Raw genomic sequence first — 20,346 nt, forward strand, 5'->3', positions numbered from 1 at the left:
CGCCAGGTTTCAGGAATCGTCCGCGCGGTCCTTGCCGACGGCTTTCGCCGGCCTCAGCGGCTTGGCGGGTTTCAGGGGCTGGTCCACGCCGTAGCGCTCTTTCAGCGGCTTGCGGGCCAGCGGCGCCAACGCCACGGCTTCGCCTTCCACACGGGTGTCGGGCAGGCGGTCGAGCAGGTCGCGCAGCAGCGTCAGGCGGCCGGCGCGCTGGTGGTTGAAGTCGACCAGCGTCCACGGCGCCTGCGGCGTGTGGGTGGCCTGCAGCATCGCCTCGCGGGCGGCGGTGTAGTCGGCGTAATGCCTGCGCGCCTCCAGGTCGATCGGCGAGAGCTTCCAGCGCTTGAGCGGATCGGTGTGCCGCTCGGCGAAGCGGGCCTCCTGCTCGTCCTGGTCGGTGCCCAGCCAGTATTTGAAGAGCAGGATGCCGTCGTCGACCAGCATCTGCTCGAACACCGGCACCTGCCGCAGGAAGGCCTCGACCTGCGCGTCGGTGGCGTAGCCCATCACCTTCTCGACGCCGGCGCGGTTGTACCAGCTGCGGTCGAACAGCACGATCTCGCCGGCGGCCGGCAGGTGGGCGGCGTAGCGCTGGAAGTACCACTGGCTGCGCTCGCGGTCGGTGGGCTTGGGCAGCGCCACCACCCGGCACTGGCGCGGGTTGAGGTGCTCCGACACCGCGCCGATCGCGCCGCCCTTGCCGGCGGTGTCGCGGCCCTCGAAGATCACCAGGATGCGCTGACCGGTGGCGGCGGCCCAGCGGGCCATGCGGGCCAGTTCGATCTGCAGCGGCTCGAGCTGCCGCGCGTAGTCTTTGCGGGAGAAGGGTTTCATGGCGCCACTGTGCCATGCGGCCCCAGGTTTTCAGCGGCCCCCGTGCGCAGGTCCGCCACGCCCGTACGGCGGCCACCGGGTACCTGTATGAAAGCACAGGTCTTTCGCCCCCCGCTACCCTTGCCGCCCATGTCCGCGCTGCCCATTGCCGACTCCCTGCCCCTGGCCGCCGTGCTGGAGCCTGTGGCGCCGCCGCCGGCCCCGGTGCTGGGCCGGGTGCACACCCGCCGGCTGCGCGAGATCTACCGCTCGGCCGGCTGGCCCTGCCAGGACCTGGTCGAAGTGGAGCTGCTGGCCTTCGGCCTGGTGGAGCGGGTGGCCTCGTCCGCCGGCGAGACGCTGCGGGTGACCGATGCCGGCATCGCCGCGATCGCCCGGAGCCTGCAGCGCAACCGGGCCTGCCTGTCGCAGCACGAGGCGCTGGTGGAGGCGGTGGCGCGCGAGATGCAGCGCGCCGGCCGCATCGCCTGGCGCGGGCTGTCGCTGCGGGCCCAGGTGCAGCGCGATCCTGTGCCCGGCGCGGAGCCGGTGGAGTCCGGGGCCGACGCGATGGCCGCGCCCGCGCCGGCCGACCTGCGCTGGTGCATCGCCAAACCCGATGTCTTCTCGATCCGCAACACGACCGTCGAGGCCTACGCCCTGCCGGTGGTGCACGAGGTGAAGGTCCGCCGCGCCGACCTGCTGGGCGACCTGCGCAAGCCCGCCAAGCGCGCCGCCTATCTGCACATGGCCAGCGAATGCTGGTACGTGCTGGGCAACGACGCCCGCGGCCGGCCGATCGCCGCGGCCAACGAGATCCCGCTGGAGTGCGGCGTGATGGTGCTCGAAGGCACCCGCCTCTGTGTGGCCCGGCCCGCGCCGCGCCGGGCCGCGCTGGTACCCTTCCCGGTATGGATGACCCTGGCCAAGGCCACGCCGGTGCCCTGGCTCGACGAGGGCGTGCAGCAGATGCTGGGCGAGTGCGGCGCACCGGACGACGGCGGCGCCCCGGCCGGGGGCTGCCTGAACGTGGTGGAGCCGTAACGGACGATACGACAGGCGACGGCGAGGGCTACCCGCCGGTCGATTGGCCAATTGGTCGATTGGTCGATTAGCTGCTTGCTACTTATTTAATAGCGGGAGGTCGGCATATCACGCGGGCCCTGGCTATTTTCAGCTTGAAGCCGACCCGGTGCCCGGATCCGAGGCCGGGGTGTAGGAAGCCGCAGCCACCTGCTACGCGGCAGCGTCCGACGGTGGGTGCGGGCGCCGGCGACCATGCTGCGACAGCCTCTTCCCACAAAAACACCCGCCCCGCCATGACCACCCCCCGCACCGGACAGGCACCGCCCCACCTCGACCGCGCTGCATTCGGCAAGCGCTTCCACCTGCGTTATTACGATCCGGCCTACCGGGCTGAAGACGCGGCGATCGCCCGGCTGGAGGCGATCGCATGGGAGGCGTACGACGAGGGTCGCAAGGCACCGATTACCGAGAAGGCCGGTACCGGCTTCGCCGACCCCGACTACGACATGTCGGTCGAGTGGATGGACACCCACCGGCGCCTGGAGACAGCCCAGGCCCGATTGAAGGAGCCGGCCACCCGCTCCCGCGTACTGCTGATCAACGGCAGCGCGCGCAACGACGGCACCTGCCCCGGCGAGATCTCGAAGACCTGGCGCTTCAGCCAGATGGCTCGCAAGGTGGTCGAAGACGCCGGCATGGAGGCCGACCTGCTCGACTTGAGCCTCGTCACCTCCGAATACGGACGCACGATCCACCCGTGCAAGGGCTGCGTCTCCACCGCGATGCCGCTGTGCCACTGGCCCTGCAGCTGCTACCCCAACCATTCGCTCGACCAGACCGACGACTGGATGGCCGAGATCTACGAGCGCTGGGTCTCGGCCCACGGCATCGTGATCATGGCGCCCACCTACTGGAACCAGTCGCCCAGCCCGCTCAAGCTGATGATCGACCGCCTGGTCTGCGCCGACGGCGGCAATCCCGACCCGAGCAGCACCCACGGCAAGAAGGCCCAGGAGGCCAAGGACATCGAGGAAAAAGGCTGGGATTTCCCGAAGCACGTGGCCGGCCGCGCCTACGGCGTGGTGGTGCACGGGGACGTGTCGGGCGTCGAGTCGCACCGCCGCGACATGACCGACTGGATGGGCCTGGTGCCCGCCGGCCACTGGTCGCGGATCGACCGCTACATCGGCTACTACGCGCCCTACTACGACAGCCACGAGACGCTCGACCGCGACACGCCGATGCAGGACGAGGTCTCGAACGTCGCCCGCTCGGTGGTGCAGGCGGTGCGCCAGCTACGCGCCGGCGAACTCCGCCAGTCCGACCACGCCATCCGCCCGCCGCGCCCTAAGAGCGGCTAACACAACCCTTCTGGCGTCGTTGCCGCACCTTGTCGTACTACTCGTACTGTCTGCGATGCGGCGCCTCCACCCTTGAAAGGAAATCCATGATCGAGAAGAACGCACGCGTCCATTGGGAAGGCCCCGGCAAGAAAGGCCAGGGACAGATCACCACCGAAACCGGCGCGCTGAAGGCCTGTCCGTACGGCTTCGGCAGCCGCTTCGAGGACGACCGCACCGGCACCAATCCCGAGGAGATCCTCGGTGCCGCCCATGCGGCCTGCTTCACGATGGCCTTCGCGCTGGCCGCCGAGAAGGCCGGCTTCCCGACGAAGGACGTGGACACCAACGCGGTGGTGCGCCTGGCCAAGGACGGCGACGGCTTCAAGATCGACCGGATCGCACTGACGCTGGACGCCTCGGTGCCCGGCATCGACGATGCCCGCTTCCAGGAACTGGCGCAGACCGCCAAGCGTGACTGCCCGCTGTCGAAGGCGCTGGCCTCGGTGCCCGAGATCACGCTGACCGCCACGCTGCGGCCCTGACCGAGACGGTTGCAGACTTTTTCGCGGCCGGCAGCGTCGGCCATCGTTTCCCTCATCGAGGTAGCCCCATGAAATCCATCGTCTCCTGTATCGTTCGCGCCACCGGCATCGCCCTGCTCTCCAGCACCGTCTGGCTGGGTGCGGCCCAGGCGCAGACCCCCTCGGCACCGGTCGAGGCCGGCTGCACGCCGGCCGGTGCCCAGAGCGACCCGGCCGCCTGCCGCCGCGAAGGCGGTGCCGCCAAGCAGGAAGCCGCCCGCGGCGGCCTGACCTCGCCGAGCACGCCCGAGCAAGGCCGCAACGGCACCGACCGCTGCGGCAGCCTGCCCGCCGGCGAGCGTGCCGACTGCATGAAGCGCATGGGCGCTTCCGGCGCCGCCGGCACCACGACCAGAAGCGGCAGCGTGGGCAGCGGCGGCATCATCCGCGAAACCGTGACGCCGGTTCCGGCCAAGTAATCGCGCAGGTCTCCGGCTCGGCCCGCCTCAGCCGCGCTGGAAGCGGAACACCGCGGTGCCCGCCAGCAGGTTGGGCAGCCACCGCACCTCGCGCCCGTCCTGCAGCCCGAAGCTATCGAGGATCCGCAGGGCGTTCTTGCGCGCCAGCACCTCGAAATCCTTGAAGGTGCCGACGCGGATATTGGGCGTGTCGTACCACTCGTAGGGCAGCCGCCGCGTCACCGGCATCCTGCCGCGTGCCACGCTCACCCGGTTGGGCCAGTGCGCGAAATTGGGAAACGCGACGATGCCCATGCGGCCGACGCGCGCGGTCTCGCGCAGCATCGTCTCGGTGTTGTGCAGGTGCTGGAGCGTGTCGAGCTGCAGCACCACGTCGAAGGCCTGGTCGTCGAACAGGTCCAGGCCCGCGCCCAGGTCGCGCTGGATCACGTTGACGCCGCGCTGCACGCAGGCCAGCACGTTGGCGTCGTCGATCTCGATGCCGTAGCCGGTGCAGCCGCGCTCCCGCTGGAGCAGGTCGAGCATGGTGCCGTCGCCGCAGCCCAGGTCGAGCACCCGGGCGCCCTGCGGCACCAGCCGGGCGATGCGTTGCTTGGTGGCCAGGTCGCTCATGCTGCCGCTCCTGCCACTGCCGCCGGTGACGCGGTCGCCGCGCTTGCCGACTCGCGTGCGATGCGTTCGAAGTAGGAGCGCACCAGCGCCAGGTAGCGCGGATCTTCCAGCAGGAAGGCGTCGTGGCCGTGCGGCGCATCGATCTCGGCATAGCCCACGTCGTGTCCGTTGTCGAGCAGCGCGCGGACGATCTCGCGGCTGCGGGCCGGGGAGAAGCGCCAGTCGGTGGTGAAGCTGGCGATCAGGAAGCGGCACCGTGCGCGCGCCAGCGCCTCGGCGAGCTGGCCGCCGTGGTCGCGTGCCGGGTCGAAGTAGTCCAGCGCACGCGTGATCAGCAGGTAGGTGTTGGCATCGAAGTAGTCGCTGAACTTGTCGGCCTGGTGGCGCAGGTAGCTCTCGATCTGGAACTCGACATCTTGCGTGGTGTAGCGGTAGGCGGCGGGGGCCGAGGCGTCGTCGCCCAGGGCCGAGCTTTCGACCACGCGGCGCAGCTGGCGGCCGAACTTCTCGTTCATCACGTCGTCGCTCAGATAGGTGATGTGGCCCACCATCCGGGCGATGCGCAGGCCCCGCTTGGGCACGGTGGCGTGCTCGTAGAAGTTGCCGCCGTGGAAGTCCGGGTCGGTCACGATCGCGCGGCGCGCCACCTCGTTGAAGGCAATGTTCTCGGCATTGAGGTTGGGCGCGCTGGCGATCACCACCGCATGGCGCACCCGCTCGGGATGCTGCATCGTCCAGGAGAGCGCCTGCATGCCGCCGAGGCTGCCGCCCATCACCGCGGCCAGGGTTCGGATGCCCAACGCGTCGAGCAGCCGGGCCTGCGCGTTCACCCAGTCCTCCACCGTCACCACCGGGAAGTCGGCGCCCCATATGCGGCCGGTGGCCGGGTTGGGGTCGGCCGGCCCGGTGGAGCCGAAGCAGGAGCCGAGGTTGTTGATGCCGATGACGAAGAAGCGGTCGGTGTCGACCGGCTTGCCGGGACCCACCATGTTGTCCCACCAGCCTTCCGAGCGCGGCTGGCCGGCGTAGGTGCCCGCCACGTGGTGCGACGCGTTGAGCGCGTGGCAGATCAGCACCGCGTTGGAGCGCGCGGCGTCGAGCGTGCCGTAGGTCTCGAAGGCGAGGGTGTAGCCGGCGATCGCCGCGCCACTCCGCAGGGGCAGCGGTTCGGCGAAATGCATCGATTGAGGCGTGGCAATGAACGACATGAAAAAGCCCGGCATCGCTGAAAACGAGGCCGGGCTTCTGGACGAGGGGTGCAGCGCGTCGGTCCGTCTTTAGCAGGATTTGTAGAGCGCCCGCAAGCTGGAGCAAATCGGCGCGGAACGAGTATAACAATCCGCCCCTCGCGCGCACTGAGCGGCGGGGGTCGCCGTCGCGTCGCGAGCCGACCCGCACGATGCGATCCATCCGCGCCATGTCGGTCGGGTCGAACAGCACCCAGCGGCCGCCGATGCGAGCCCCGGATACCGTGGGGGGACGGAGTCCGTCGTGCGCAGGGCGCGGGCTGAAAAAAGCCGCGGAAGCGGCTTTCAGTACGCAGCGGAACCGGGCCGCGGGGGCGCAGACCTCAGGTGCCGCACCACCGACGAGGCCACCTGGACCACGGCATCGGTCGCGCGTTCGCTGCGCTTTCGAGCCGGGGGAATGCCCTCGCTCCACCAGCTGTGGGCGGTGGTGTTGAGCACCTTGGCCGCATACCAAAGCGGCGTGTACATGCCCACGACAGTTCCGCCACCGCCGTCGATCGTCGCGGGATGCGGCAATCGGAAGACGTTGGAAGCGGTCACTTCAGTACCTTGCGTGCCGCGCCGACGCCGAGCGCCGCGAGTACCACGAAGACGATGGCGATCACCAGGAACAGGCCGAACAGCACCTTGGCGATGCCGGCCGATCCGGCGGCGACGCCGGTGAAACCCAAAGCACCTGCCACGAGAGAGATCAGCGCGAAGATAATGGCGTATTTGAGCATTTTGTATTCCTTTGCAACCAGATGAGGACGTCTCGCAGCAATGCGACCGCATTGCCGAATGCCCTGGTCGGTAATGGCCCGATAGTAAGAGCGGCCGAGAGGAGAGTTGGGTCGGGCACTCCCTTTTTGGGCTGTAGGACGCCATCCAGGCCCCGAGACGGGGCCTGGCGAGGGGCCACCGCGAACGGCGGGAATTGGCTAGCATGGCGGTCGCCGGGGTGCCGGCGCACCGCCCGGCACCCCCCATCTCAACCCGAGGACCGTACCCTTCATGAAGCTCTACTACAGCCCCGGCGCCTGCTCGCTCTCCCCGCACATCGCCCTGCACGAGGCGGGCCTGGCCTTCGAAGCCGTGGCGGCGCCCACCAAGACGCACCAGTTGCCCGACGGCAGCGACTACTACGCCGTCAACCCGCTGGGCTACGTGCCGCTGCTCGAACTCGACGACGGTACCCGCCTGCGCGAAGGTCCTGTGATCGTCCAGTACATCGCCGATCAGGTGCCCACCAAAAACCTCGCGCCCGCCAACGGGACGCTGGCACGCTACCGCCTGCAGGAGTGGCTCAACTTCATCGGCACCGAACTGCACAAGAGCTTCGGCCCGCTGTTCAACCCGGCCACCCCGGCCGATGCGAAAGCCGCCGCGGTCGAGAAGATCGGCAAGCGCCTGGCCTTCGTCGACGGCGAACTCGACGGCAAGGACTATTTGGCAGGCGACAACTTCTCGGTGGCCGACGGCTACTTGTTCACCGTGGTGAACTGGGCCGGCAAGGTCTCCCTCGACCTGTCGAAGCTGCCCAATGTGCGGGCGCACCACGCCCGCGTCGGCGCCCGTCCGGCGGTGCAAACGGCGATGAAGGCCGAAGGCCTGCTGCAGTGACGATCTCCGCCCGCGGCGGCCGCCACCGCGGTCCCGCGCGGATGTAGCACAGGATGCAGTGAGCCGTCCCCGGCAAGGATTAGCCCGGCCGACTACGCTGGCCCGGCACGCGCTCCATCGCGCACTGCGCCGCAGGCCGCTCCGTGCGCCGCCTGCAGCCCGACCTCTCAAGCAACAGGAACCCGCATGTCGTCACTCTTCGAAAGCACCAAGGCCGGCCGCCTGGAACTGTCCAACCGCGTCGTCATGGCGCCGCTGACCCGCAACCGCTCGCCGAACGCGATCCCGCGCGACATCACCGCCACCTACTACGCGCAGCGCGCCACCGCGGGCCTGCTGATCACCGAGGCCACCGCCATCAGCCACCAGGCGCAAGGCTATGCCGACGTGCCGGGCCTCTACGGCACCGAGCAGCTCGACGGTTGGAAGAAGGTCACCCAGGCGGTTCACGACAAGGGAGGCAAGATCGTGGTGCAGCTCTGGCACGTGGGCCGCGTCTCGCACGTCGATCTGCAGCCCGACCACCAGGCACCGGTGGCCCCGTCGGCCATCGCCGCCAAGACCAAGACCTACCTGGTCGACAAGGACGGCGAGGGCTCCTTCGTCGAGACCTCGACGCCCCGTGCGCTCGATGCCGGCGAGATACCCGCGATCGTCAAGACCTTCCGCGCCGCCGCCCGCAACGCGGTGGAGACCGCCGGCTTCGACGGCGTGGAGATCCACGGCGCCAACGGCTACCTGCTCGACCAGTTCCTCAAGACCGGCGCGAACAAACGCACCGACGACTACGGCGGCAACATCGAGAACCGCGCCCGCCTGCTGCTGGAGATCGCCCGCGGCATCGCCGACGACATCGGCGGCGATCGGGTCGGCATCCGCCTGTCGCCGGTCACCCCGGCCAACGACGTCACCGACGACGCGCCGCAGCCGCTGTTCGAGTACCTGCTGCGCGAGCTGGCGCCGCTGAACCTGGCCTACATCCACGTCATCGAGGGCGCCACCGGCGGCCCGCGCGACGTGGACGACCGGCCGTTCGACTATGCCGCCGCCAAGGCGGCCTACCGCGATGCGGGCGGCAAGGGCGCCTGGATGGTCAACAACGGCTACGACAAGGCCCTGGCCGAAAAGGCCGTGGCCGACGGCGCCGACCTGGTCGCGTTCGGTCGCCCCTACATCGCCAACCCCGACCTGGTGCGCCGCCTGAGGGAAAACGCGCCGCTCAACACGCCCGACAAGAACACCTTCTACGGCGGCGGCGAGCACGGCTATATCGACTACCCGGCGCTGAACTGATATTGCGGAGGCTTTCGGCCTCCAGCCAGCGACCGGCGCGGACGAATAGCTATCAAAAATATAGCATCAAGCAAAGCCGTGCCGCAGCCGGCACCGGACGACGGCATGCGGCAATGTTTTCCACAGCAAAGGCTTTATCGGTAATCGGCCGCGCGCACCAGCCATCTTGGATGGTTTCAGGCGAGTGGCCCGCCCGCTGCCAGGGCTTCGTCGACGATCGCGACGGCGCGCGTCCATCCGGCCGATGCGCCGCGGATCTTGTGGGGGAAGCAGGAGACATAGAAGCCGGTGGCCGGCAGCGACTCCAGGTTGTGCAGCTTCTCCAGATGGCAGTAGCCGATGTCGCGGCCCGCCTTGTGGCCTTCCCAGATCAGCGATGCGTCGCGCGTCCGGGCGTAGCGCTCGGCCGTGTGTACGAAGGGCGCGTCCCAGCTCCAGGCGTCGGTGCCGGTGAGGCGCACGCCCTGCTCCAGCAGGAACATGGTCGCCTCGTACCCCATGCCGCAGCCGGACGACACGAAGTCCGGCTGGCCGTAGCGCGATCCGGCGCGCGTATTGACGACCACGATCTCCAGCGGCCGCAGGGCGTGGCCGATGCGCGTCAGTTCGTCCGCGACTTCTTGCGCGCGGACCACGTGGCCGTCGGGCAGGTGGCGGAAATCCAGCTTCACGCCCGGCTGGAAGCACCATTCCAGCGGCACCTCGTCGATGGTGGCGGCCCGCTCGGGCGTGCCCAGCGCCTTGTTCATGGTGCTGTGGAAATGGTAGGGCGCGTCCAGGTGCGTGCCGTTGTGGGTCGAGAGCTGCACCAGCTCCGCCGCCCAGGCTTCGCCGTCGGGCAGATCGCTCTGCTGCAGCCCCGGGAAGAAGGGCGCGATCTGGTGGAAGGTGTCCTGGTGGCCGAGGTATTGGATCTTGGGCGCGAAGGCCGGCGGATCGCTCAGCACGTCGTTCTCGAGATGGATCGAAATGTCGATGAAGCGGCGGGGCATGGATGGGTGACGGTGATGATGGCCCCGGCAGCGTAGCGCCGAAACATGTGAATGGTGCGCAAGGACCGATGCAGGACGTATCGGGTTGCGGCGAACGGCGTCCTCAGGCCCGCGTCAGCGTCACCGACACCGCCAGCCCCTGCCCGCCCGGCGCGTCGCCCAAACGAAGCGGCGCGCCCATCAGCTGCGCGTAGCGGGCGATGATCGCCAGGCCCAGGCCCATGCCCTGGCGCAGCCACTGGCCCTCCGGTCCCTGCGACCAGCGCTGCTGCAGTCGGCCGCGCCGCTCCACCGAGATGCCGGGGCCGTTGTCGACCACGCAAAGGGTGACCGTATCGCCTTCCTGCACCACCTCCACCGTGATGCTGCGCGCCGTCTGCGGCGGGGCCAGGCCGTAGCGCAGGGCGTTGTCGAGCAGGTTGTTGACGATGCCCTCCAGCAGCGCGGCATGGCCCAGCACCGTCACCGGGTCCTCGATGCCGCGCGCGCCCAGGTCCACCCCTGCAGCGTCGGCACGCGGCAGGAAGCGCAGCACCGCGTCTCGCACCAGCATGTCGAGGACGACCGGGGCCATGCGCAGCGCCGGGCCTTCGTCGGCGCGGGCCATCGCCAGCAGCTGGTCGACCAGGTGGCTGGCGCGCTCCTCGCTGCGGGCAATGCGCTCCAGTTGCTCGCGCCAGACGGCAGGGTCGTTCTGGGCCAGTCCGTACTCGGCCAGCGCGCGGATGCCGGCCAGCGGCGTGCGCAGCTCGTGCGCCACGTTGCCGGCGAACTCGCGCTGCGCCCGAACGCCGCCGCCCACCCGGGCGAACAGGCCGTTGACCGCCTCGCCCAGGCGCTGGATCTCGCTGGTGGAGGCGGTGGCCGCGACCGGCGAGAGATCGTGCACGTCGCGCTGGTCCATCGCATGCTGGAGCGCCGCCAGCGGCTGCAGGTCGCGGCCGACGGCGCGGCGCAGCCAGAAGGCCAGCAGCGCCAGCAGGCCCAGCTGCGGCAGCACCGACAGGACCAGCACGTTGCGCAGCAGGATCTGACGGGTTTGGGTCGTCTCGCCCATGATGACGGTGAACGGCCGCTCGCCGCCGCGCTGCAGCGTCACCGCGCGCAGCGCATGGCCCTGGTAGTGGATGTCGGAGAACCGGTAGCTGGCGCCGTCCAGGGGCGAGGGGGCGTACAGGTTGGCATGGCCGGCGACCAGGGTGCCGTCGGGCCAGCGGACGGCGAAATACACCGTCTCGGTCTGGTCGAAGAGCACCGCGCCCACTTCGCGCGGGGTGAGCGTCAGCTCCAGCGAATCGCGGGTCGGCCGTACGCTGGCGGCGACCGAGTAGGCGTCGTCGAGCAGGGCGCGGTCGAAGGCGCGCTGGGTGAACACGCTCGCCACGCCGACCGCCACCACGCCGCCCGACAGCCAGGCGATCGCCATCGGTCCGAGCACGTTGCGCAGCAGGCGCGAGCGCAGCGAGGGCGGCTGGGCCGCGGCGTCCGGATCGGAGGCGGGCCGCCCGAACGCGGGGCCGCCCGGGTTCACCGGCGGGCTCCCACCGCGGGGCGGGCCACCGGGTGGGCCGGGCCGCCGCCCCTCATGCGCCGCCGGCGAGGTCCGCCGCCTCGGACTCCAGCATGTAGCCCAGCCCGCGCAGGGTGCGGATGCCCGTGCCGGAGCCGGCCAGCTTCTTGCGCAATCGGGAGATGAAGGCCTCCAGCGCGTTGTCGCCCAGGCTCCCGTTGAAATCCGACAGCTTGGCCGACAGGTCGCGCTTGCTGACGACCCGACCGGGCGGGGTCATCAGCTCCCACAGCACCTCGAACTCGCGCGCCGGCAGGTCGATCCGCAGGCCGCGCAGGGCGAAGAGGCGAGCCTTGCGGTCGAGCTGCAGCGCGCCGACCTCCGACACGTCCTGGGCGCCCAGGCTGCGCCGCACCAGGGCACGCAGACGGGCCTCCACCTCGGCCAGCTCGAAGGGCTTGCCCAAGTAGTCGTCGGCCCCGGCATCGAGGCCGGCGATGCGCTCCTCGGTACGGTCGCGGGCGGTGAGCACCAGCACCGGCGTGCCGTCGCCCCGGGCACGGGCGGCGCGCAGGGTGGTCAGGCCGCTGGCGAGCGCGGGGCCGGCGGCGTCGGTGGCCGGCAGGTTCAGGTCGAGCAGCACCGCGTCGAACGCCTGCACCCGCCAGAAGTGGTCGGCCTCGGACACGGTGCGGGCCACGTCGATCCGGTGGCCGGCGTCGCGCAGGCTGCGAACCATCATGTCGCGCAGCACGGCATCGTCTTCGACCACGAGGATGCGCATGGGGGTCAGGATCGGTGAGAAAAAAGCACACCCGCTAAGGGTTTGCACGGGGGGAAAGGCCCTGCCCGGCTCAGGTCAGGTCTTGGTCAGCCGTTGGGGCCGATAAACGGGGTTATGAGCATACGACAGTTATTCGTGGCGTTCGGCCTGGCCGCCGCCCTGCCACTGCAGGCGCAGGTGACAGGGGGCGGCACCGCGCCGGTGGCAGGCCCGGCCGCCTCCCCCGTCACCCCCGTGCCGGGTGCATCGCCCGCGACCCGCCTGAGCCTGGCGCAGGCCCTGGTCGCGGCGCGCGACAACCTCGACGTCGCGATCGCCCGCGGTGGCCTGGCCGCCGCCCGCGCCGACATCCTGGCGGCCGACCACGCGCCGCTGCCGGTGCTGAGCACCTCGGCCGAGAACATCGACCTGAAGAACGGCATCGGCGCCGGCAACCTGGTCCGAAAGCGCATCGACAAGAAGATCGGCCTGGACTGGACGATCGAGCGCGGCGGCAAGCGCGCGCTGCGCACCGCCGCCGCCACCCGCGCCGCCGATGCCGCGGCCGCCGACGTGGAAGACGTGCGGGTGCAGCAGCTGGTCGAGGCGCTCTCGGCCTACTACGACCTGCTGGCCGCGCAGGAGCGCCAGGTGCAGGTCGAGGAGATCGAGCGCGGCGCCACCCAGCTCTCCAGCGGCGCCAACCGCCGGGTGCAGGCCGGCGACCTGCCCGCGCAGGACGCGCTGCGCGTCGAGATCGAGACCCAGCGCGCCCGCGCCGACGTGCAGCAGGCGCTGCTCGACCGGCAGCGCGCGGCCATCGCGCTGGCCCAGTCGATCGGCGCGCGCGGCGCCGCGGTAGAGCCCAACCTGCAGGCCGAGGACGCCTGGCCGGTGCTGCCGTCGGTCGATACGCCGACGGCCGACTATGCCTCCCTGGCCGAGAACCGGCCCGACGTGCGCGCCGCCCTGGCCCGGGTGCAGTCGGCCCAGGCCAGCCTCGACGGCGCGCTGGCGCTGAAGAAGTCGGACGTGACCATCGGCGCCGGCTTCGAGCACTACCCGGGCGTCTCCACCCGCCTGCTGGAAGTGCGCGCCTCGATCCCGCTGCAGTGGGGCTACGGCTACGAAGGCGAGATCGGCCGCGCGCAGGCGAGCTACTACCAGGCCCAGGACGCGCTCGACAAGATCCGCCGCGACGGCGCGCTGGAGCTGCAGGGCCTGCAGCAGGCGGCCCTCACCGCCGAGCGCCGCGCCCGCAGCTACGAGACCGACATCCTGCCCCGCGCTCGCCGCGTGGCCGAGAACGCCGAGCTGGCCTTCCGCCGCGGCGCGATCCCGCTGTTCGACCTGCTGGACGCCCGCCGCGTGCTGCGCGCCACCCTGCTCGAAGCGGTCGCCGCGCGCACCGACTTCGCCAAGACCTCCGGCGCCTGGACCCTGCAGACCCGGCCCGAACTGCTGGTCGGCAACCGCTGACCCGCGCGCCGCGCACCGCCTCTCCCATTTGTTCCCGAACGCCCCGAGACATCCGCCATGCCGCATCCGTCCCGCACCCTCTTTCGCCCGGCCCACGCAGCGTTGCTGGCGTCCGCCTGCGTGGCCGCCCTGCTCGGCGGCTGCGGCGAATCCGCCGCGCCCAAGGCCGAAGCGCCGCCGCCCGCGCCGATCGTGCAGGGCCAGCAGCTGCGCTTCCCGCCCAACCATCCGCAACTGGCCCTGCTGGCCACGGTGCCCGCCACCGCCGCGACCGCGCTGGCGGTTGAGCTGCCCGCGCGCCTCGTCTGGAACGAGGAACGCACACAGCGCATCTATCCGAGCTTCGGCGGCCGCATCGTCGCGATCAGCGCCGACGTGGGCACGCCGGTGAAACCCGGCACGCCGCTGGCCCGCCTGGCCTCGCCCGAATTCGGGGCGGCGCAGGCCGACACCGCCAAGGCCAACGTCGACGTGTCCCTGGCCCGCAAGACCCTGCAGCGCCAGCGCGAGCTGTTCGAGGCCGGCATCGTCGCCCGCAAGGACCTGGAGCAGAGCGAGGCCGACCTCTCCCGCTTCCAGGCCGAGGCCGCCCGCTCCGCGGCCCGTACCAGCCTCTATGGCACCGGCGGCGGCGTGAACCAGCAGCTGGGCCTGGTCTCGGGCATCCACGGGGTGGTGGTCGAACGCAACCTCAACCCCGGCCAGGAAGTACGGCCCGACCAGTCGGGCCCCGGCGTGCCGGCGCTCTTCGTGCTGACCGATCCGACCTCGCTCTGGGTGCAGATCGATGCCAAGGAAGCCGACGTCGGCAGCCTGCGCCCCGGCGACGGCTTCGTGCTGCAGGTGGCGGCCTATCCGGGCGAGAACTTCGCCGGCAAGGTGACGGCCGCGGCAGATTTCATCGACCCCACCACCCGCACCATCAAGATCCGCGGCCTGATCCCCAACGCCGACCGGCGCCTGAAGGGCGAGATGCTCGCGACGGCGGTGGTGCAGGAAGCCCTGCGCGGCGTGGTCGTGCCCGCGGGCGCGGTGACGCTCGACGGCAACCGCCACACCGTCTACGTGCAGGTGCAGCCCGGCGTGTACGAGCCGCGCCAGGTGGTGCCCGGCAACATGGGCCCGCGCCAGGTGGTGATCACCAGCGGCCTGAACGTCGGCGAGCAGGTGGTGGCCGAGAACGCGCTGCTGCTGGCCCGCCAGTTCGCCGTCTCGCGTGAAGGCAGCGCCGCGCCCACCGCCGCGCCCGGCACCGCACCCAAGGCCGCAGCGCCGAAGGCGCCCGCCCAATGAAACGCCTGATCCACTACGCGCTGCACCAGCCGCTCTTCATCGTCCTGGGGACGCTGCTGTTCGCGCTGGCGGGCGTCATCGCCTTCAAGAACCTGTCGGTCGAGGCGTTCCCCGACGTGACCGACACGCAGGTCACCGTGATCGCGCTCTATCCCGGCCGCGCGGCCGAAGAGGTTGAGAAGCAGGTCACCCTGCCGATCGAGGTGGCGCTGGCCGGCCTGCCCAACTCTATCCGGGTGTTCTCGCACACCCAGTTCGGCCTGTCCTTCACCGTCGTGACCTACGACGACAAGGCCGAGGTGAACCTGGCGCGCCAGCAGGTGGCCGAGCGGCTGCGCGGCGTCGATCTGCCCGACGGCGTCGAATCCGACATCGCCCCCAACGCCACCCCGGTCGGCGAAATCATGCGCTACCGCCTGAAGGGCGACGGCAAGACCACGACCGAGCTGCGCACCCTGGAAGACTGGGTGGTCGAGCGCGGCCTGCGCCAGGTGCCGGGCGTGGCCGACGTGGTCGCCATGGGCGGCGCGATCAAGCAGTACGAGGTGCAGCCCGACCTCGACAAGCTGCGGGCCTACAAGGTCACCTTCCAGAACCTGCTCGACGCGCTGGGCCGCGGCAACTCGAACGCCGGCGGCAGCTATGTGCGCCAGGGCGCGCAGCAGTACACGATCCGCGGCATCGGCCTCTTGCAGTCGGCGGACGACATCGGCCGGGTGGTGGTGGCCGCGCGCGGCGGCACCCCGATCCTGATCCGCGACATCGCCGAGGTGAAGATCGGCGCGGTGCCGCGCCTGGGCGTGGTGGGCCAGGACGACGCAGACGACATCGTCACCGGCATCGTGATCATGCGCAAAGGCGAGAACCCGAGCGTGGTGCTCAAGGGTGTGAAGGAGAAGATCGCCGACCTCAACGAGCGCGGCCTGCCCGCCGGCGTGCAGATCGTGCCCTTCTACGACCGCACCTGGCTGATGGAGAAGACGCTCTCGACCGTGTTCCGCAACCTGGTCGAAGGCGCGCTGCTGGTGTCGCTGGTGCTCTACATCTTTTTGTCGAACTTCCGCGCCAGCCTGGCGGTGGTGGTGGTGATCCCGCTGGCCCTGCTCTCGACCTTCATGGGCCTGAAGATCATGGGCGTGCCGGCCAACCTGCTGTCGCTCGGTGCGATGGATTTCGGCATCATCGTCGACGGCGCGGTGATCGTCGTCGAGAACATCCTGCACCGGCTGGCCGAGCGGCGCGACCTGAAGGGCGACGACCTCGACCCGACCGAGCGGCGCGAGACCATCGGCCTGGCCGCCAACGAGGTGGGCAGGCCGACGCTGTTCTCGATGCTGATCATCATCGCGGCGCACATCCCGATCTTCGCGCTGCAGCGCCACGAGGGCCGGATCTTCCAGCCGATGGCGCTGTCGGTGACCACCGCGCTGATCGGCTCGCTGATCTTCTCGCTCACGCTGGTGCCGCTGCTGGCCTACTGGATGCTGCGCAAGAAGCTGCCGCACGGCGACAACCGGGTGGTGCGCGGCGCCAAGCGTTTCTACGCGCCGGTGCTCGACTGGGCCCTGCGCCGCCGCCGCACGGTGGTGGTGATCGCGCTGGCGGCCTTCGGCGTGACGGTGGTGGTCGCCTCGCGCCTCGGGTCGGAATTCCTGCCCGAGTTGAACGAGGGCACCACCTGGGTCAACTTCACCCTGTCGCCCAACGTCTCGACGCAGGAGGCCTCGCGCATCCTGCGGATGGCGCGCAAGGCCCTGCTGACGGTGCCCGAGGTGCGCACCACCGTCTCGAAGGCCGGCCAGCCCGAGGACGGCACCGATCCCAAGACCATCTCGATGGCCGAGATCTTCGTGGACGTGAAGCCCGAGGAGGAATGGCGCCCCGGCATGACCCGCGAGAAGATCACCGAGGAGATGAACCGGGTGCTGTCGGCGATCCCGAGCATCGACCCGGCTTTTTCGCAGCCGATCCGCGACAACGTGCTCGAGTCGATCTCGCAGATCAAGGGCCAGATCGTGATCAAGCTCGCCGGCGACGACCTGGCGCTGATGAAGCAGGTGACCGAGGCCATCGCCCGCGAGGTCAAGCAGGTGCCGGGCGTGGCCCGCGCCGAGATCGACCGCGAAGGGCAGGTGCCGCAGCTGCTGCTCGACATCGACCGCGACCGCGCCGCCCGCTACGGCCTGAACGTGGGCGACATCCAGGACGTGATCGAGGCGGCGCTGGCCGGCAAGGCCGCCACCAGCCTGTGGGAGGGCGAGCGCAAGTTCGCCGTCGCGGTGCGCCTGCCGGCCAGCGAGCGGGTGATGGCCAACCTGCGCCGCACCCCGATCGCCACGCCCGACGGCGGCTTCGTGGTGCTGGGCGACGTGGTCAACGTGCGCGAGACCACCGGCGCGATGAACATCGCCCGCGAATCGGGCCGCCGCACCACCGCCATCGGCATCTTCATCGCCGGCCGCGACATGGGCTCGGTGGTGGCCGACATGAAGGCCCGGGTCGAGCAGAACGTCAAGGTGCCGCAGGGCTACCAGGTCAACTGGTCGGGCGAGTTCGAGAACCAGGAGCGGGCGATGAAGCGCCTGGCGGTGGTGGTGCCGATCTCGCTGCTGCTGATCTTCGTGCTGCTGTTCGACGCCTTCAAGTCGTTCAAGATGGCCGGCCTGATCCTGATCAACGTGCCGCTGGCCCTGATCGGCGGCTTCGTGGCGCTGTGGGTCTTCGGCATCCCGCTGTCGGTGTCGGCGGCGATCGGCTTCATCGCGCTCTCGGGGCAGGCGGTGCTCAACGGGGTGGTGATGCTGTCGGTGTTCCAGCAGCTGCGCCAGGCCGGCATGCCGGTGGTGCAGGCGGTGCGCGAAGGCTCGCTGCAGCGGCTGCGGACCGTCCTGATGACGGCGATGCTGGCCGCGCTCGGCCTGCTGCCGATGGCCCTCTCCCGCGAGATCGGCTCCGAGACGCAGCGGCCGCTCGCCATCGTGGTGATCGGCGGCCTGTTCACCGCCACCCTGCTCACCCTGGTGGTGCTGCCCGCGCTCTACGTGGCCTGGTTCGGCAAGGACAGGGCGCCGGCGCCGGACGAGGACACCGCCGCGCTGCCGCTGCCGGCTGCCTGAGACGCCGCGACACCGGCCGTGCGCTCGACAGCGGCGCCGGGCGGCCGGCGGCTGCGCTCAGAACCGCAGACCCTTCAGCAGCTGCGTGCCGGTCCCGATCGGGTCCTGCCGCATCCGCGTTTCCTCGCGACCGACATAGGTGAAGATGCCGTCCGAGGTCTTGGCGGCCACGTAGTCGGTCAGGCGCGCTTCGTCGAAGCCGAGGGCCTGAAGCTGGGCCGTCTTCTGCAGCACGCCGCTGCTTTGCAGGGCGGTGCGTACCAGGGGCTGCAACTGCGCGGTGATCTGCGCGCCGGTGCTCTTGCGCAGATAGTCGGTGGCGCCGGTGCTGCCGCCGCGGGCGATGTCGACCGCGTCGTTGAGCGTGGCCTTGTCGATCGCGGCGCGGAAGATCGGCTTGGCCTGCGTCGCGGCCTGCTCGGCCGCGCGGTTCAGGGCGGCGTCGAGGTCGGCGGTCATGCCCGATTGCTGGGCCAGTTCCAGCAGCTTGCCGACGCCCTTGTTGCCGGCGCCCGGCAGGGCGATGCGGATCGCGGTATCAGACGAGAAGGCGCCTGGCTGCGAGAGCCGGTCGAGCGCCGCGTCGGAAGCCTGGCCCAGCAGCGGCTTGATGCCGAAGCCGGGCATCTGGGCCGCGGCGGGCAGGGCGACGGCGGCGGCGAGGGCGGCGGTGGCGAGGAAATGGCGCAGATGCATGGCGATGTCTTCCGATGGCGTGGGCATGCGGGCTATTGTGCGCCGCTGTCCTGTATCGGCGCGTGACAGGGCGCAGCGCGTATCCTCCTGGCTTCCCATGAACCAACTACAACTTTTCCTGCCTTGCGCCGCGGGCGTCGAGGGCTATCTGGCCGACGAGGTGCACCGCCTGACCGGCCTGGCGGGCATGGACCTGCAGACGCTGCGCGGCGGCACCCTGCTGCGCGCCTCCTGGCAGGACGCGATGCTGCTCAACCTGCACAGCCGCCTGGCGCAGCGGGTGCTGGTGCAGCTGTCGACGACGCCCTACCGCAACGAGCAGGACCTCTACCAGGCGGCGTCCGAAGTCGCGTGGGAGATCTGGTTCACCCCGCGCCAGACGATCAAGGTCGAGATCACCGCCCAGCACAGCCCGCTGCAGAGCCTGAATTTCGCCGCGCTCAAGATCAAGGACGCGGTCGCCGACCGGTTCCGCGACAAGCACGGCGAGCGGCCCAGCGTGGATACCCGGCGGCCCGACGTGCGCATCCATGCCCACCTGACCACCGACACCGCCACGATCTACATCGACACCACCGGCGAGCCGCTCTTCAAGCGCGGCTGGCGCGAGGACAAGGGCGACGCGCCGCTCAAGGAGACGCTGGCCGCCGCGATGATCGCCGCCACCGGCTGGGCCGACGGCGACGCCGAGGGCTTCGAGGCGCTGCCGCTCTACGACCCCTGCTGCGGCAGCGGCACCGTGGCGATCGAGGCGGCGCAGATCGCCTGCAACATCGCGCCCGGCCTGCTGCGGCGCTTCGCCTTCGAGAAGCTGCTGCCCTTCCAGCCCCATGTGTGGAACGCGCTGCGGGAGGAAACCCGCGCCGCCATCACCGAGCCGGCGGTGCCGATCTTCGGCAGCGACGTGTCGCACCGGATGGTCGATTTCTCGCAGCGCAACGCGGAGCGCGCCGGCGTGGCCCACGCCATCGAATTCCGCGGCGGCGACGCGCTGCAGCGGATGCCGCCGGCCGAGCGCGGCCTGCTGCTGCTCAACCCGCCCTACGGCGAGCGGATCGAGCCCGGCGGCGTGGCCGGCCGCACCGCGGTGGCCCGCAGTTCGCGCGACCATTACCGCCAGCCACCGGGCCGTGAACAGGCGCGCAACATCGACTTCGAGCAGGACTACGCGGCCGCACCGGGCCCCAGCGGTGCCCGCGAGACCGCCCATACCGACGACGGCGGCGACTTCTTCCCGCAATTGGCCACGCACTGGAAGAAGCACTACGCCGGCTGGACCGCCTGGATGCTGACCCCCGACCTGAAGCTGCCGAGCCGCATGCGCCTGAAGGAATCGCGCCGGGTGCCGATGTGGAACGGCCCGATCGAATGCCGGCTGTTCCGCTTCGATATGGTCCGCGGATCGGCCCGCGACCGCGGGCCAGCGGCGGCCGAAGGCTCCGATCGCCGCTAATTCGATTCTGACTTAAGAGCGGCTAACACAACCCTGTCATCGCCAAGGGCGCGATGTGCGTTTGGCGATGCATGAGTCGAAACAAGAACAAAGAGATCAGCGCGGCAC

Annotated in this window: 19 protein-coding genes; 10 read left to right on the forward strand and 9 right to left on the reverse strand. The window is 70.4% G+C overall.

Translation table 11 applies throughout. The annotated features are described in order from the left end of the window. Positions 1–9 precede the first annotated feature (9 nt). The gene (gene ppk2, locus DFQ15_RS14835) at positions 10–831 is read right to left on the reverse strand and encodes a polyphosphate kinase 2 (RefSeq protein WP_110466729.1); all 822 of its coding nucleotides are present in this window, start codon (positions 829–831) and stop codon (positions 10–12) included. A gap of 129 nt (positions 832–960) precedes the next feature. Here ppk2 and DFQ15_RS14840 point away from each other — a divergent pair, with 129 nt between their 5' ends. From DFQ15_RS14840 to DFQ15_RS14855, 4 genes are all read left to right on the forward strand, one after another. Further along, positions 961–1,854, forward strand: a complete 894-nt coding sequence (locus DFQ15_RS14840; protein ID WP_233504539.1) for a hypothetical protein — start codon at positions 961–963, stop codon at positions 1,852–1,854. A gap of 275 nt (positions 1,855–2,129) precedes the next feature. After that, positions 2,130–3,197 carry a flavodoxin family protein gene (locus tag DFQ15_RS14845; protein WP_110466730.1) on the forward strand — a complete coding sequence of 356 codons (1,068 nt, stop codon included), beginning with the start codon at positions 2,130–2,132 and terminating at the stop codon, positions 3,195–3,197. A gap of 86 nt (positions 3,198–3,283) precedes the next feature. Beyond that, positions 3,284–3,721: an OsmC family protein gene (locus DFQ15_RS14850; RefSeq protein WP_110466731.1), complete on the forward strand. Its 438-nt coding sequence runs from the start codon at positions 3,284–3,286 to the stop codon at positions 3,719–3,721. Positions 3,722–3,789: 68 nt separating this feature from the next. After that, on the forward strand, positions 3,790–4,179 hold the full coding sequence (locus DFQ15_RS14855; protein ID WP_110466732.1) for a hypothetical protein: 390 nt from the start codon (positions 3,790–3,792) through the stop codon (positions 4,177–4,179). A gap of 27 nt (positions 4,180–4,206) precedes the next feature. On the opposite strand, the gene metW is transcribed toward DFQ15_RS14855, so the two are convergent. From metW to DFQ15_RS14875, 4 genes are all read right to left on the reverse strand, one after another. Further along, positions 4,207–4,791, reverse strand: coding sequence for a methionine biosynthesis protein MetW (gene metW, locus DFQ15_RS14860; RefSeq protein ID WP_110466733.1), 585 nt, complete (start codon positions 4,789–4,791; stop codon positions 4,207–4,209). Continuing rightward, entirely contained in the window at positions 4,788–6,014 is a 1,227-nt protein-coding gene (gene metX / locus DFQ15_RS14865) for a homoserine O-succinyltransferase MetX (protein WP_374941033.1), read from the reverse strand. The genes metW and metX overlap by 4 nt, the downstream gene beginning before the upstream one ends. 309 nt (positions 6,015–6,323) lie before the next feature. Further along, positions 6,324–6,581, reverse strand: coding sequence for a hypothetical protein (locus DFQ15_RS14870; protein ID WP_146228770.1), 258 nt, complete (start codon positions 6,579–6,581; stop codon positions 6,324–6,326). Further along, complete coding sequence (locus DFQ15_RS14875) at positions 6,578–6,763, reverse strand: DUF1328 domain-containing protein (protein WP_110466735.1); 186 nt, start codon at positions 6,761–6,763, stop codon at positions 6,578–6,580. Before DFQ15_RS14875 ends, DFQ15_RS14870 begins: the two co-directional genes overlap by 4 nt. Positions 6,764–7,034: 271 nt before the next feature. Between DFQ15_RS14875 and gstA the strand changes: the two genes are divergently transcribed. Continuing rightward, complete coding sequence (gene gstA, locus DFQ15_RS14880) at positions 7,035–7,643, forward strand: glutathione transferase GstA (protein ID WP_110466736.1); 609 nt, start codon at positions 7,035–7,037, stop codon at positions 7,641–7,643. Between the two features lie 186 nt (positions 7,644–7,829). Beyond that, the gene (locus DFQ15_RS14885) at positions 7,830–8,936 is read left to right on the forward strand and encodes an alkene reductase (RefSeq protein WP_110466737.1); all 1,107 of its coding nucleotides are present in this window, start codon (positions 7,830–7,832) and stop codon (positions 8,934–8,936) included. 176 nt (positions 8,937–9,112) lie between these two features. Here the strand turns inward: DFQ15_RS14885 and DFQ15_RS14890 are convergent, their stop codons facing one another. The 3 genes from DFQ15_RS14890 to DFQ15_RS14900 all read right to left on the reverse strand — a co-directional run bounded on the left by DFQ15_RS14890 (position 9,113) and on the right by DFQ15_RS14900 (position 12,222). After that, positions 9,113–9,928 carry a cyclase family protein gene (locus tag DFQ15_RS14890; RefSeq protein ID WP_110466738.1) on the reverse strand — a complete coding sequence of 272 codons (816 nt, stop codon included), beginning with the start codon at positions 9,926–9,928 and terminating at the stop codon, positions 9,113–9,115. Between the two features lie 103 nt (positions 9,929–10,031). Then, positions 10,032–11,459, reverse strand: coding sequence for a sensor histidine kinase (locus DFQ15_RS14895; protein ID WP_233504540.1), 1,428 nt, complete (start codon positions 11,457–11,459; stop codon positions 10,032–10,034). Between the two features lie 52 nt (positions 11,460–11,511). After that, positions 11,512–12,222: a response regulator transcription factor gene (locus tag DFQ15_RS14900; protein ID WP_110466739.1), complete on the reverse strand. Its 711-nt coding sequence runs from the start codon at positions 12,220–12,222 to the stop codon at positions 11,512–11,514. Between the two features lie 114 nt (positions 12,223–12,336). Here DFQ15_RS14900 and DFQ15_RS14905 point away from each other — a divergent pair, with 114 nt between their 5' ends. The 3 genes from DFQ15_RS14905 to DFQ15_RS14915 are packed head-to-tail and all read left to right on the forward strand — an operon-like array spanning position 12,337 to position 18,089. Continuing rightward, the gene (locus DFQ15_RS14905) at positions 12,337–13,680 is read left to right on the forward strand and encodes a TolC family protein (protein WP_110466740.1); all 1,344 of its coding nucleotides are present in this window, start codon (positions 12,337–12,339) and stop codon (positions 13,678–13,680) included. Between the two features lie 57 nt (positions 13,681–13,737). Further along, positions 13,738–14,973 (forward strand): efflux RND transporter periplasmic adaptor subunit, encoded by a 1,236-nt coding sequence (locus DFQ15_RS14910; protein WP_110466741.1) that lies wholly within the window; start codon positions 13,738–13,740, stop codon positions 14,971–14,973. Then, on the forward strand, positions 14,970–18,089 hold the full coding sequence (locus tag DFQ15_RS14915) for an efflux RND transporter permease subunit (RefSeq protein ID WP_110466742.1): 3,120 nt from the start codon (positions 14,970–14,972) through the stop codon (positions 18,087–18,089). The genes DFQ15_RS14910 and DFQ15_RS14915 overlap by 4 nt, the downstream gene beginning before the upstream one ends. Positions 18,090–18,146: 57 nt before the next feature. On the opposite strand, the gene DFQ15_RS14920 is transcribed toward DFQ15_RS14915, so the two are convergent. Next, a complete protein-coding gene (locus DFQ15_RS14920) occupies positions 18,147–18,812 on the reverse strand; it encodes a DUF4197 domain-containing protein (RefSeq protein ID WP_158529082.1) in 666 nt (221 codons plus the stop codon). 70 nt (positions 18,813–18,882) lie between these two features. Here DFQ15_RS14920 and DFQ15_RS14925 point away from each other — a divergent pair, with 70 nt between their 5' ends. Then, positions 18,883–20,238 (forward strand): THUMP domain-containing class I SAM-dependent RNA methyltransferase, encoded by a 1,356-nt coding sequence (locus DFQ15_RS14925; RefSeq protein WP_110466744.1) that lies wholly within the window; start codon positions 18,883–18,885, stop codon positions 20,236–20,238. The last annotated feature ends 108 nt before the right edge of the window (positions 20,239–20,346 follow it).

It is taken from the genome of Xylophilus ampelinus (assembly GCF_003217575.1).
In the GTDB taxonomy this organism is placed as follows: domain Bacteria; phylum Pseudomonadota; class Gammaproteobacteria; order Burkholderiales; family Burkholderiaceae_C; genus Xylophilus; species Xylophilus ampelinus.

Bases quoted from the DNA above. Each gene is read 5' to 3' on its own strand.
- DFQ15_RS14920 (WP_158529082.1), bottom strand. From the start codon at position 18,812: ATGCCCACGCCATCGGAAGACATCGCCATGCATCTGCGCCATTTCCTC.
- DFQ15_RS14890 (WP_110466738.1), bottom strand. From the start codon at position 9,928: ATGCCCCGCCGCTTCATCGACATTTCGATCCATCTCGAGAACGACGTG.
- DFQ15_RS14875 (WP_110466735.1), bottom strand. From the start codon at position 6,763: ATGCTCAAATACGCCATTATCTTCGCGCTGATCTCTCTCGTGGCAGGT.
- ppk2 (WP_110466729.1), bottom strand. From the start codon at position 831: ATGAAACCCTTCTCCCGCAAAGACTACGCGCGGCAGCTCGAGCCGCTG.
- gstA (WP_110466736.1), top strand. From the start codon at position 7,035: ATGAAGCTCTACTACAGCCCCGGCGCCTGCTCGCTCTCCCCGCACATC.
- DFQ15_RS14845 (WP_110466730.1), top strand. From the start codon at position 2,130: ATGACCACCCCCCGCACCGGACAGGCACCGCCCCACCTCGACCGCGCT.
- DFQ15_RS14850 (WP_110466731.1), top strand. From the start codon at position 3,284: ATGATCGAGAAGAACGCACGCGTCCATTGGGAAGGCCCCGGCAAGAAA.
- DFQ15_RS14925 (WP_110466744.1), top strand. From the start codon at position 18,883: ATGAACCAACTACAACTTTTCCTGCCTTGCGCCGCGGGCGTCGAGGGC.
- metW (WP_110466733.1), bottom strand. From the start codon at position 4,791: ATGAGCGACCTGGCCACCAAGCAACGCATCGCCCGGCTGGTGCCGCAG.
- DFQ15_RS14885 (WP_110466737.1), top strand. From the start codon at position 7,830: ATGTCGTCACTCTTCGAAAGCACCAAGGCCGGCCGCCTGGAACTGTCC.
- DFQ15_RS14910 (WP_110466741.1), top strand. From the start codon at position 13,738: ATGCCGCATCCGTCCCGCACCCTCTTTCGCCCGGCCCACGCAGCGTTG.
- DFQ15_RS14905 (WP_110466740.1), top strand. From the start codon at position 12,337: ATGAGCATACGACAGTTATTCGTGGCGTTCGGCCTGGCCGCCGCCCTG.
- DFQ15_RS14900 (WP_110466739.1), bottom strand. From the start codon at position 12,222: ATGCGCATCCTCGTGGTCGAAGACGATGCCGTGCTGCGCGACATGATG.
- DFQ15_RS14840 (WP_233504539.1), top strand. From the start codon at position 961: ATGTCCGCGCTGCCCATTGCCGACTCCCTGCCCCTGGCCGCCGTGCTG.
- DFQ15_RS14915 (WP_110466742.1), top strand. From the start codon at position 14,970: ATGAAACGCCTGATCCACTACGCGCTGCACCAGCCGCTCTTCATCGTC.
- DFQ15_RS14855 (WP_110466732.1), top strand. From the start codon at position 3,790: ATGAAATCCATCGTCTCCTGTATCGTTCGCGCCACCGGCATCGCCCTG.
- metX (WP_374941033.1), bottom strand. From the start codon at position 6,014: ATGCCGGGCTTTTTCATGTCGTTCATTGCCACGCCTCAATCGATGCAT.